The organism is Desulfococcus multivorans (assembly GCF_001854245.1).
Taxonomy (GTDB): domain Bacteria; phylum Desulfobacterota; class Desulfobacteria; order Desulfobacterales; family Desulfococcaceae; genus Desulfococcus; species Desulfococcus multivorans.
Genome location: NZ_CP015381.1, coordinates 1,307,828 through 1,319,339 on the forward strand (window position 1 = coordinate 1,307,828; position 11,512 = coordinate 1,319,339).

The 11,512-nt window shown below is 56.9% G+C and carries 11 protein-coding genes and 1 pseudogene; 7 read left to right on the forward strand and 5 right to left on the reverse strand.

The window, feature by feature from the left end:
* Positions 1-122: 122 nt before the first annotated feature.
* The 4 genes and pseudogenes from dmul_RS05615 to dmul_RS21250 form a co-directional block, all read right to left on the reverse strand.
* Positions 123-371, reverse strand: a complete 249-nt coding sequence (locus dmul_RS05615; RefSeq protein ID WP_020877102.1) for a hypothetical protein — start codon at positions 369-371, stop codon at positions 123-125.
* On the reverse strand, positions 341-1,129 hold the full coding sequence (gene truA / locus dmul_RS05620) for a tRNA pseudouridine(38-40) synthase TruA (RefSeq protein WP_020877103.1): 789 nt from the start codon (positions 1,127-1,129) through the stop codon (positions 341-343). The genes dmul_RS05615 and truA overlap by 31 nt, the downstream gene beginning before the upstream one ends.
* Positions 1,130-1,137: 8 nt before the next feature.
* Positions 1,138-2,052, reverse strand: coding sequence for an AEC family transporter (locus dmul_RS05625; protein ID WP_020877104.1), 915 nt, complete (start codon positions 2,050-2,052; stop codon positions 1,138-1,140).
* Between the two features lie 18 nt (positions 2,053-2,070).
* Positions 2,071-2,178, reverse strand: a pseudogene (locus dmul_RS21250) (dual CXXC motif small (seleno)protein); the annotation flags it as partial.
* 264 nt (positions 2,179-2,442) lie between these two features.
* On the opposite strand from dmul_RS21250, the gene argJ reads away from it, so the two are divergent.
* Positions 2,443-3,627 carry a bifunctional glutamate N-acetyltransferase/amino-acid acetyltransferase ArgJ gene (argJ, locus tag dmul_RS05630; RefSeq protein WP_020877105.1) on the forward strand — a complete coding sequence of 395 codons (1,185 nt, stop codon included), beginning with the start codon at positions 2,443-2,445 and terminating at the stop codon, positions 3,625-3,627.
* A gap of 22 nt (positions 3,628-3,649) precedes the next feature.
* On the forward strand, positions 3,650-4,396 hold the full coding sequence (locus dmul_RS05635) for a pseudouridine synthase (RefSeq protein WP_020877106.1): 747 nt from the start codon (positions 3,650-3,652) through the stop codon (positions 4,394-4,396).
* Here the strand turns inward: dmul_RS05635 and dmul_RS05640 are convergent.
* A complete protein-coding gene (locus dmul_RS05640; protein ID WP_020877107.1) occupies positions 4,391-4,915 on the reverse strand; it encodes an AAA family ATPase in 525 nt (174 codons plus the stop codon). The two genes, dmul_RS05635 and dmul_RS05640, sit on opposite strands and share 6 nt — an antisense overlap.
* Before the next feature lie 328 nt (positions 4,916-5,243).
* On the opposite strand from dmul_RS05640, the gene dmul_RS05645 reads away from it, so the two are divergent.
* From dmul_RS05645 to dmul_RS05665, 5 genes are all read left to right on the forward strand, one after another.
* Complete coding sequence (locus tag dmul_RS05645; RefSeq protein WP_020877108.1) at positions 5,244-6,554, forward strand: nucleotide sugar dehydrogenase; 1,311 nt, start codon at positions 5,244-5,246, stop codon at positions 6,552-6,554.
* Between the two features lie 4 nt (positions 6,555-6,558).
* Positions 6,559-7,737: a tRNA-queuosine alpha-mannosyltransferase domain-containing protein gene (locus dmul_RS05650; RefSeq protein ID WP_020877109.1), complete on the forward strand. Its 1,179-nt coding sequence runs from the start codon at positions 6,559-6,561 to the stop codon at positions 7,735-7,737.
* 324 nt (positions 7,738-8,061) lie between these two features.
* Positions 8,062-9,876 carry a thiamine pyrophosphate-dependent enzyme gene (locus tag dmul_RS05655; RefSeq protein ID WP_040415712.1) on the forward strand — a complete coding sequence of 605 codons (1,815 nt, stop codon included), beginning with the start codon at positions 8,062-8,064 and terminating at the stop codon, positions 9,874-9,876.
* 1 nt (position 9,877) lies between these two features.
* The gene (locus dmul_RS05660) at positions 9,878-10,471 is read left to right on the forward strand and encodes an indolepyruvate oxidoreductase subunit beta (protein WP_020877112.1); all 594 of its coding nucleotides are present in this window, start codon (positions 9,878-9,880) and stop codon (positions 10,469-10,471) included.
* Positions 10,464-11,489: a TRAP transporter substrate-binding protein gene (locus dmul_RS05665; RefSeq protein ID WP_020877113.1), complete on the forward strand. Its 1,026-nt coding sequence runs from the start codon at positions 10,464-10,466 to the stop codon at positions 11,487-11,489. Before dmul_RS05660 ends, dmul_RS05665 begins: the two co-directional genes overlap by 8 nt.
* Positions 11,490-11,512 lie beyond the last annotated feature (23 nt).

An 11,512-nucleotide genomic window follows, 5' to 3' on the forward strand; every position in this document is an offset into this window, starting at 1 on the left:
TTATGAAACATATCAAATATAGTAGCGCATCTTCAGGCAAATTCAATGAGATCAGCGGAAAAAAACGTACGACGTCTGTGGATGGGTAGTGCTTATGACATCTCACGAAAAAAAATGACGTTCTAATTCTCCCCCCGGATTTCCCTCAGAATGTCAAGGACTTGTTCTCTGAAAACTTCCGGCGTGCGGAGCTCTCCCCACCCCAGTTGCATCTGGAAAAGGCCGTCGTAGGCGGTGTCGTGATAGCTTCGCAATTCATGGGGGATGTCCTCCTGTCGGAGGACGTTGCTAACGACCTGGGCTTCGATAGCATTTTCGATGACGGCGGTACGAATGAAACTCATGTCGGCAGATGATTTTTTTGTCGCCATGACGGCTGAACCTCCTCGCCGGCATACCAGACCTGCATAAGGAAAAGCCCTTGGGGCGGGGCCGTGGCGCCGGCACATCGTCGATCCCGGGAATCCAGTATTTTTTTGAACCGGGCCGGGGTCGTCTTGCGGTGCCCGACATCCACCAGGCTTCCGACGATATTTCTTACCATGAAGCGCAGGAAGCCGTTGGCGGAAATCTGGAAAACGATGATCCCCTCGACACTTTTCATGAGATTCGCCTCAGTGATGCACCGGATCGAATGGGATCGAGGACTTCCGGCACCCTCGAACGCGCTGAAATCATGTTCTCCCAGGAGGTGGTCGGCGGCCTCCTGCATGGCGGTCGTGTCCAGCGGTCGACGGATGAACCAGACATGTCGTCTGTGGATGGCAGAGGGTAGTGCATGGTTCAGGATGTGGTAATGGTAGGTCTTGCCCTTTGCATCGAAACGAGCGTGAAAACCGTCGGGGGCTTCACGGCAGTCCCGAATCACGATGTCACCGTCCAGCATGCTGTTCAGTCCTTTCTGGATAATTTCCGGTGAAAGTCGGGTTTCACAGCGAAAACCGGCAACCTGTCCCAAGGCATGGACGCCGGCGTCGGTTCTTCCGGAGGCGGCAAGGCGAACCGGTACTCCGACCATGGTCTCCAAGGCCGACTCGATTTCGCCCTGGACGGTCCTCCGGCGAGGTTGGTATTGCCAGCCGGCGAAACCGCCGCCGTCGTATTCAATGGTCATTCTGAAATTCTTCACCTTACCCCTCACGGCAACAGCAGCACAATGGACAGGGACATGAACGACAGAACCGTCGACATCGCGATGGTTGCCGATGCCAGATCCGTGCTGCTGTTGAGCTGTGAGGACAACACGTAAATGGCCGTGGAGGTCGGCAGTGCGAAGAAGATCATCCCCACTTTGAAAGGAATGTCTGAAACGCCGTAATACTTCAGGCAAATATAGCCGACTATCGGAAAGATAAGGAGTTTGGCGAACGCTGCAACCAGAGACAATTTCAGGTGTCCTTTGAGGGTTTCAAGGTTCAGTGCACCGCCGATGGAAATGAGTGCCAGAGGCAGGGTGACCGAAGCAGCCAGTTTAAAGGTGTTGTTGATGAACACGGGAAAGTATCCGACAAGTCTGGCATAAAGAATGCCGGCGACGCAGGCGAGAATCAGCGGGTTATGAATCAATGCCCGGGCGGTCATTCGAACACGCTTCCCCGGGGAAAAATTTTTTCCGGAATACCAGATCAGGGTGGAGACCGCCAGGACATTGATGAAAGGAATGGCAAAACCCACCATGATACTGAAGTGCCGGGCACCTTCCTCGCCTATTGCGTTGAGGATGATGGCCATGCCGATATAAGTGTTGAAGCGATAGCAACTCTGGGAAAAAGAGCCGGCTTCGAATTGGGGCACGGTGAAACGGATGTAGACGGCGCTCAGGATGTAGATGACACATACGGTCGTCAGAACCGCCAGACATAAGTTCCAGTCGATACCGCCGTCAGATCGGGCTCCGGCGATCTTCCAAAAGAGCATGACCGGGAAAAAAATATAATAGACCAGCCTGTCCGAGGTATTCAGAAACGTGTCATTGGTCAGACGAAATTTCTTAAGCCCGCCTCCGAGAACCAGAAGTGCAAAGACCGGAAAAAGGCCGTTTAATACGATCATCAGTATAAGGACCTGATGTTACAGCCGGTTGCAGGGGATGTCAGCCAATTGTTCCTCCAGGTCGTCATCCATGGTATCGGCGAGTTGATCGAGAGTGAAGCGGCGGCTGCAGAACCTGCAGCAAAAAAAGGTTTGCCGTCATGTTCTTCCGATGTCCAGCGCCCCCCCGCATTCGGGGCAGCGCATGCTGTTTCGACGTGTAATACCACGGTACATGGAGTGATCCTCCTGTGTTGGGGCCTCAATGGTGCATCAAAATCCAAAGCGCCAAAGCGATTGACAAGCGCATACGATTCTGTCAAATGAGAAGCTTTGGATGAATTAACTTTTTATTAAACTCACAATACTAAATCAATTCGTCGTGAAAGTCAAAATATAGAGATGGTGGATATGGAAAAACCGAGATGTGCGGGGTTTAGATTTTCAGGGATTGCCGCGGGCATCAAGAAAAAAGGGGGCAAGGATCTGGGGCTGATCGTTTCGGAAGTCCCGGCATCCGTTGCCGGAGTGTTCACGCGGAACCGGATCCAGGCTGCTCCGGTATTGTTGGACCGGCATCGCATACGAACCGGGCGATGTCAGGCCGTGATTGTCAATAGCGGAAACGCCAACTGTTGCACGGGTGATGCAGGCCTTCGGGATGCCGAAGCCATGTGTCGTCGTGCGGCGGAGGCTCTGGGTATTTCAGAGGAACTCGTCTGCGTCGCGTCGACCGGCGTCATTGGACAGCCCATGCCCATCGAAACCGTCCTCGCCGCTGTTCCCGAACTGGCGGGAGCCCTTTCATCTGAAGGTCTCGACGATTTTGCCGAGGCGATCATGACCACCGATCTTGTCCCCAAGGTCGTCACGGTTCAAGGAGAGATTGATGAAACCCCTTACACCGTGACAGGGGTCGCCAAAGGGTCGGGCATGATCCGGCCGGACATGGCCACCATGCTCTGTTTCGTGGTCACGGATCTGTCGGTTCCGCCGAAGATTCTTCAGGAAAGCCTTGTGGCCGGCGTTGATCGATCCTTCAACCGTATCACCGTCGACGGCGACACCAGCACCAACGACACCGTGTTGTTGATGGCCGGCGGCCGCTCCGGTGCGACCATAGAGACTCCCGAGGCCCTGGCCGCATTCCAGAGACATCTGGATCAGGTTCTGACAGGGCTGGCCCGCATGGTCGTCAAAGACGGCGAGGGGGCCACGAAACTGGTTGATATCTCTGTAGTCGGGGCGGCCTCCGAAGGGGATGCCCGACAGGTGGCGGATACCGTGGCCCATTCCAATCTTGTCAAGACCGCGCTTTTCGGCGAAGATGCCAACTGGGGCCGAATCATCGCTGCTGCCGGGCGATCGGGGGTGCCGGTGGTGCCGGATGCCATCGACATCCGTTTTGACGACGTGACCATGTGCCGCAACGGAATGAGCTGTGGTCCCGAGGCGGAGAGTGCGGCCACGGCCGTGCTGAAAAAAAACGAATATCGCATCACCATCGATCTCCATATGGGGCCGGCGTCGGCGTCGGTGTTGACCTGTGATTTTTCCATTGATTATGTCAAAATCAATGCGGATTATCGTTCCTGATCCTCATGGAGAAGGCTGAACGATGGGATTGATGCGCCTTCAGAAATTCCTGTCCGCCGCAGGTGTCTGCTCGAGACGGCGGGGAGAAGCATACATCCAGGCCGGACGAGTCCGGGTCAACGGGACGGTGGTTCGTGTTCTCGGCGTGAAAGTGGATCCCGAAAAAGACAGCGTCCTCGTGGACGGCAGCCCGGTGTCTCTCGAGGCGCAACTCATCTATATCGCCTTGAACAAACCGGTGGGATATGTGACCAGCTGTGATCAGCCCGGTGAGCGGATCGTCGTGGATCTGATCGACATCCCCCAGAGGGTTTATCCCGTTGGTCGCCTGGACAAGGATTCGACGGGCCTGTTGCTGCTGACCAACGACGGCCGTCTTCATCATCAACTGTCCCACCCCTCCTTTGACCATGAAAAGGAATACGAAGTCAGTACGACCCACCCCATGCCCGAAGGCGCTCTCAGGAAAATGGCGGAGGGTGTGCCGCTCATGGGAAGCCTCACCCGGACCGCCCGAGTCCGGCGGGTTTCATCGACGCGGTTTCGCATTGTTCTGAAGGAAGGCCGAAACCGCCAGGTTCGACGAATGGTCCGAAAGGTGGGCGGGCATGTGGCGACGCTGAAGCGAATCCGCGTTGCCGGCATCCGATTGGGAAACCTGGCCGAAGGCACCTGGCGATATCTGACAGCGGCCGAGATTTCCACCCTGGGGGTGCCGGTGCCGTCCGAGGCGGAAGCGCGGAGGAAACCCTCGACACAAGGGTCATAGGTGATTCAGAACATAATCAGTGCGCGCCGCTGCCGGAAGGACCGGGACCCGGATGATCGGATAACCCAGTGTTTGATAGGCCGATTGGAGGAGCGTGTCCAGACGGGCAACGGTTTCGGGATTCTCGTTTCGGATGCCGTCCCGAATCCAGGGCAGGCGTTCGAAAAAAAAGATTCGCCGATACCGGACGTGACGGGCGTGGGCCAGGGGCTCCTCCGGGTCGAGACCGAAGAATTGAAAATAGGCAATGCTGTCGGGAATGCCGCGGTCGATGAAGATCGTCGCCCTTGTCGGTAACTTACGCTCCAGGGTGAGCTTCGCTTGCAGAATGCGTCGCTGAAAGTCAAGGGGGCTTTCACGGATCTCCCTGAGGGACATTCCTGCTGCAATCCCCTCCTCGACAGCCTTTCGGGCGGCTTCGTGCACCACCCTGTATCCCTGTCGCTCGAGGCTGAGGATAACCGTGGTTTTTCCCGAACAGGGCGCACCGGTGATGACGCACCAGTGGGTTTTGCGCATAAGATGTAAACTGCCTGGATAACGGGTGGAAAAATCAATAGGGGCGACAGCCGCCCCTTGTCGATTTCGAGTCACCGTATGTCATGGGACCGAAGTTCCGCAACCTTATTGAGGCTCGAGTTCGACCCTGCTATAGCAGACAACGGCTGGAATATCCAGACGACTGAAGGCCGTCGAGGCATTCAAGATGCCGATTCTTGAATACCATAAGTTGAGATCGGTGATTGATGGTTTTGGAGGAAAGGCGGCATGTTGAACTTTCTGCGAAACCGTTCGGAAATCGACTTGCGACTGCATCATTATTTTTCATCAGGATGTGGAGACCAACATGATTACATCAGAAGGCGTATTCAACAAAACCGAGAAGATTGCCGTTGTGGGTTTGGGCTATGTCGGCCTTCCCCTGGCGATACACCTGGCCGGACATTTTAATGTGGTGGGTTATGATCTGAAGACGGAGCGGATTCGGGAACTGGCGTCCGGGTACGACCGAACCCTGGAGGTGACTCGTGAAGCATTGGCCTCCGCGACCGTTGTCTTTACGGACGATCCGACCGAGCTCTCTGCGTGCCGTTTTATCATCGTAGCTGTACCGACGCCCATTGATGTCTACCGGATTCCGGATTTATCCCCCCTTCGCGGCGCCTCCCGCATCGTTGGGCGGCACATGTCGGCGGGCAGCTGCGTGGTCTTCGAGTCTACGGTCTACCCCGGCGCGACGGAGGAGGTCTGCGTTCCCATCCTCGAGGAGGAATCGGGGCTTGTCTTTGGCCGTGATTTCACGGTGGGCTACTCTCCGGAGCGCATCAATCCAGGTGATAGGGAGCATACTTTCGACAAGATTTTGAAGATTGTGTCGGGATCCGACGAAGCGACCCTCCATCTTTTGACTCAGATTTACGGACGGGTGGTCAAGGCCGGCCTTCATCAGGCGTCCTCCATCAAGGTTGCCGAAGCCGCCAAGGTGATCGAAAATACCCAGCGGGATCTCAACATCGCGCTGATGAACGAACTGGCCATGATCTTCGACAAGATGCACATCGACACCACAGAGGTTCTCGAAGCGGCCGGGACCAAGTGGAACTTTCTTCCTTTCAAACCCGGGCTTGTGGGCGGCCACTGCATCGGCGTCGATCCTTACTATCTGACGTTCAAGGCGGAGTCCATAGGATATCACCCCGATATGATACTCGCCGGCCGGCGTATCAACGACGGCATGGGAAAATTCGTGGCGGAGCGCACGGTCAAGATGCTCATCAAAACGGGTAAGCCCATTCGGGGGGCTAAAATCGCCGTCCTCGGACTGACATTCAAGGAGGACGTTCCTGACCTGCGGAACACCCGTGTGGTGGACATCGTTTCCGAACTTCGGGACTACGGCATCGAGGTCGGAATTCACGATCCCATGGCGGATCCCGATGAGGCCCTGCGGTACTACGGTCTGGACCTGGTTTCCCTTGAGGACCTGTCGGGGGTGGACGGTGTCATTCTGGCTGTTATGCACCGTACCTATCGGGAGATGGGCCTTGCCCGAATCGCGGCTCTCTGCGGTGGGAGAAGGCCCCTGGTCGTCGATATCAAAAGCGCTTTCAGCGTTTCGGACGCAATGGCCCAGGGCATTGAATATTGGCGGTTATAACACCTTGAGGTTTCTGCTTCTGGAACCGTTTTTCGGAGGATCCCACCGGGATTTTGCCGAGGGGCTCGTCAAGCATTCCCGTCACGAGATCGATCTTGTGACGCTTCCCCCCCGGTTCTGGAAATGGCGTATGCGGGGTGCCGCTCTCCATTTCTGGGGAAAGCTCCGCAACCCGGCATCCAAAGGCGGCGTGTGGCCGGGATCTTATGACGGGTTGATCGTCAGCGGACTCATGAGCCTTGCGGACTTCAAATCCATGGCGGGCGCCGCTTGTCCCCCCGCCATGGTCTATTTCCATGAAAGTCAGTTGACCTACCCCCTTGCGACGGATGAGGCCTTTGATGCTCAGTTCGGGTTTACGGACATCACCACTGCCCTCGCGGCCGATCGGGTGGTGTTCAATTCCCAGACGCATTTCGATTCCTTTTTCGACCGGCTTCCCGGTTTTCTGGGCATGATGCCCGACTACCGGCCCAATTGGGTGATGGGCGAGATTCGACGAAAGGCGTGTGTGCTCCACCCCGGCTGCTCTCTGCCCCTGTATGAAAAGCCGGTTCAATCCAGAGGGACCGGTCCGCCGCTCATCGTTTGGAATCATCGGTGGGAGTTCGACAAGAACCCGGAAGCCTTTTTCGAGGGATTGTACGCGCTGCTGGATCGGGGAGACGACTTTCGCGTGGCGCTGATGGGAGAACGGTATCGGCGCATCCCTCCTGCCTTTGACCGCGCCGGAACGATTCTCGGGGATCGAATCGTCCACGACGCTTATATCACGGATAAGGACGCCTACCATGGCATGCTCCGCAGAGGTGATATTGTTGTCAGCACGGCCTTTCAGGAAAATTTCGGGATATCGGTGGTGGAAGCCGTTGCGGCGGGATGCCTGCCCCTGCTGCCGCGACGGCTTTCTTATCCTGAGATTCTTCCCCCCGCGTTTCATCGCGACTTTCTTTACGAGGGGCCCGAGGATTTCATTGAAAAACTATCCCGACTGATTGCCGGCGGCCACCGGATGTCCATGGCGCGTGAGCAGCTCGTCCGGGCTATGGGCGCCTATGCCTGGAGCCGTGCCGCGGCTCGTTATGACACGCTTTTAAGCGAGATGGCCGCATTGAAGGGTGCCCCTTGTAAAAGGCCGACGACGTCGGTCGGCAGCAATTCGGGGCTTGACAAATGCGAATGACTTGGGTAGTGATCCACATCCAGGATATACAGTTTATAAAGGAACGGGTTGAGCATGACACACCGACAGTGGCGCGGGTGGCGGCAGACAACATGATGCCTGCTCACCACCGTTGACGCGACGTTTGAGACACAAACGTCCAGACGATGACTTAAGGCCGTGAGCGGCTTCAGCGACAGACGCGGAAGATGCTTGCGGCTTTTTTTGTTGCGGCAAGGCCGAGCTTCCATGCGGAGTTTCGGCTTTTGTTTTATAGGGAGAGCAGATCATATCGACCGGGGTCTGGCGGTTTGAGCCTGCCTTCCGTGTCAGAAAGGGGATCGGGTGAAGGAACGAAAATTGTTGCTGGGCAATGAGGCAATGGCATTGGGACTACTGGAAAACGGATGCTCGGTAGCGACGTCCTATCCCGGTACTCCGGCGTCGGAGATACTCGCTTCGGCGGCTTCCTTGAAAAAGATTCACGGGCTCTCTATGCACGTTCAATGGGCGGTCAACGAAAAAATTGCCTTTGAGATCGCCTATGCCGCAGCCATTACGGGGCTTCGTACGGCTGTCAGCATGAAGCAGGTGGGGCTGAACGTGGCTTCGGATCCACTTATGAGTGCGGCCTATATGGGAACTAAAGGCGGTTTCATCCTCATCAGCGCCGACGATCCAGGGCCCCACTCTTCCCAAACGGAACAGGACAGCCGACTCATGGCCGTTATGGCCAAGATTCCCGTTCTGGATCCCGACTCTCCATCTCAGGCCAGATATATGGCGGCTCTCGGCTACGAAATGTCGGAGGCCTTCGAGATCCCGGTTATGATCCGTCCGACGACCCGGGTCTGTCACAGTCGACAGGATATCGCCGTTGGGCCGATTTCTGTCGAGCCGCGAACGGCCGATTTTGAGCGGAATCCTGTTCGATGGGCCGCAACACCCAAGTTCAGGCATCAATTACACCGGCAGCTCGAGGAAAAGCTGGATGCCATGAGCCGCTATGCAAAGACGGCGCCGGTATGGCTGAATTCCGGGAAGCGGTTTTCGCGGGCACTGGTCGTCTCGGGCGTGGCGGCCGCCCACACGCGAGAGATCGTCGAGGAGATGGGGCTTTGGGGCACGATCTCGGTTTACCAGGTGCTGCAGCCATTTCCCCTTCATGCCGATTTTATCTCCGAGCTTCTTTCCAATCACGACGACATCCTCGTTATAGAGGAGAGCACCGGCGTCATAGAGATGCAGCTCGCCGACCGTTATCGTGTCAAAGGACGGAACAGCCGGGATGTGCCGCGAGTCGGAGAGCTGTTGCCGGAGGATGTCGAGCGATTGATCAGTGAATTTGCGGACCTTCCCGTAAAAACCGTCTCGATACCGGCCCCGTCCCCGGGTCGTCGACCGACCCTCTGCGCAGGCTGTCCCCACCGAGCCAGTTTCTATGCCATCAAGCGGGCGGCGCGTAAGGGCATCTATACCTCGGATATCGGCTGCTATACACTGGGTCTCAACCTGGGCGTCGTGGATACCGTCCTTTGTATGGGGGCCGCCATTTCACAGGCCGCCGGATTTTATCACGCTTATAGGGATATGGAAAATCGTCCGGATATCGTCGCCACCATGGGGGACTCCACATTTTTTCACGCCGGTATACCGGCACTTATCGATGCGGTGGTGCAGCAGGTCCGGTTTCTTCTGGTTATCCTGGACAACCGTACGACAGCCATGACGGGAAGTCAGCCCACGCCGTCGACGGGGGTGGGGGTGTGCGGAGAGACCCTGAATAGCGTCGACATCGAGGCCGTGGTGCGGGCTTGTGGCGTTCAATACTGCGAGACAGGCAATCCCTATCAACTGAAGGCGTTTATCCCCCTGTTGAAGGAAGCGGTCGCCTATAGTCGGGATTCCGGACCTGCCGTGGTGATCTCCCGTTATCCCTGCATCCTGGATCGTCGCAGTCGGAACGAGCGGACACCGGGGATTTCCGTCGCCGTCAACGATCGGTGTGACGGGTGTGCCCACTGTGTGGAACAGTTCGAGTGCCCGGCGCTGATATTGGATACCACGGCCCATCGGGTCGATATCGATCCCATGGTATGTGTCGGCTGCGGGGTCTGTATTCATGTTTGTCCCAAAGGGGCCATCGAGGAGGTAAAATAAGATGAACACAAGGCAGCAGATCGTGATCAGCGGTGTAGGCGGCCAGGGCATCCTCTTCGTCACCCGTCTTCTGGCGGAGGCGGCCATTCTGAACGGGCTTCCGGTGTTGACCTCCGAAACCCATGGAATGGCCCAGCGAGGCGGGACCGTGGTTTCTCACCTCAAGGTCGGTAACTTTACGAGCCCTCTCATTCGTCCGGGGGCGGCGGACGGTCTTCTCATCATGAAAGCCGAAAACGCCGCTTTGCACGGCTATTTTTTGAAACCTGGCGGATGGGCGGTGGTCAACTGTCCGAAACACACGGCCTGTGATCTGACCCGCTGCACGGTGGATGCCGACGGAATTGCGGTCCATCTGGACAACCCCAAAGCCGTCAATCTGGTCATGCTGGGGTTCGCTTTAGCCCAGAGTCCGGAGATGTTCTGCCGGGCGGACGATATGCGGCGGATCCTCGAACGTCGGTTGACAGGGAACGGCCCCATGCGAACGGCGGCCTTGGATGCCTTTGAAGCCGGATGCACGGCGGCTTCCGGCGAAAACGGATCCAACGTCCAGGATCCATTCCACACACAAGGAGGGCAAGAAGATGAGTAGACCCAAAGTGTTATACGTTTTAGCGGCATGTACGCTTCTGCTATCGACCGGATTCTTCCCGGTGCAGGATGCGGCGGCCGATACGATTCAACTTCGATATGCCAATTTCCCCCCCGCTCCGACCTTTCCCTGCGTCCAGATGGAGCGATGGAAGGCCGAGGTGGAAAAACGGACGAACGGCCAGGTTCGGATTCAGACCTTTCCCGGCGGCACCCTTCTCGATGCCAAGGACATGATGGACGGCGTCATCGCCGGCCAGGCGGATATCGGATGTTTTTCCATGGCCTACCAGCCGGGACGTTTCTTTCTGACCAACGCGCTCAGCCTGCCCCTCGACATTCCCAGCGCCAAGGTAGGGAGTCTGGTCCTTTGGGACATCTACCAGGCCTACCAACCTGAATCTTTTGCCAAGGTCAAGGTGCTGACGATGTTTACCACGGCACCCGCCAACATCATGTCCAAAACGCCGGTCAGGACCCTTGCGGGCCTGAGAGGGCTTGACCTTCGTGCTTCAGGGGGCGCGGCCCAGATCCTCAAGGCCTGGGGGGCGAATCAGGTGGGGATGCCCATGTCCGACACCCCGGAAGCGCTTCAAAAAGGGGTGGTGCAAGGGCTGTTTTCCTCTCTGGAGGTCATGAAGGATCTCAAATTTGCCGAGATCTGTCGGTATGTCACCATGACGGATACCGTGATCTATCCATTTGCCGTGGTCATGAACCTGGATGCGTGGAACGGTCTGCCCGAATCGGTCCGGAATGTGATGGACGATCTGCGGGTTGAGCAGGCCCAATGGACCGGCGAGTATATGGATCAGCATGTCGAGGCGGCTCTCAAGTGGTCCAAGGCGGAGCACGGCGTCGAGGTGATTCGGCTGTCCTCGGAGGAAAAGGTTCGGTGGGACGCGCTCCTGACGCCGATCATCGACAAATGGATCGAAGAGGCAAAGGCTAAGGGACTCCCGGCCGAGGCCATTATCAAGGATATCCGAACGCGGTTGGCCGTGCGCGGCGGCCGATAGGTCGACCGCGGTTCGATGAAAGG

Excerpts from the sequence above, each read along its gene's own strand:
- dmul_RS05645 (WP_020877108.1), top strand. The coding sequence starts at position 5,244 with ATGATTACATCAGAAGGCGTATTCAACAAAACCGAGAAGATTGCCGTT.
- dmul_RS05640 (WP_020877107.1), bottom strand. The coding sequence starts at position 4,915 with ATGCGCAAAACCCACTGGTGCGTCATCACCGGTGCGCCCTGTTCGGGA.
- argJ (WP_020877105.1), top strand. The coding sequence starts at position 2,443 with ATGGAAAAACCGAGATGTGCGGGGTTTAGATTTTCAGGGATTGCCGCG.
- dmul_RS05615 (WP_020877102.1), bottom strand. The coding sequence starts at position 371 with ATGGCGACAAAAAAATCATCTGCCGACATGAGTTTCATTCGTACCGCC.
- dmul_RS05660 (WP_020877112.1), top strand. The coding sequence starts at position 9,878 with ATGAACACAAGGCAGCAGATCGTGATCAGCGGTGTAGGCGGCCAGGGC.
- dmul_RS05635 (WP_020877106.1), top strand. The coding sequence starts at position 3,650 with ATGGGATTGATGCGCCTTCAGAAATTCCTGTCCGCCGCAGGTGTCTGC.
- dmul_RS05665 (WP_020877113.1), top strand. The coding sequence starts at position 10,464 with ATGAGTAGACCCAAAGTGTTATACGTTTTAGCGGCATGTACGCTTCTG.
- dmul_RS05625 (WP_020877104.1), bottom strand. The coding sequence starts at position 2,052 with ATGATCGTATTAAACGGCCTTTTTCCGGTCTTTGCACTTCTGGTTCTC.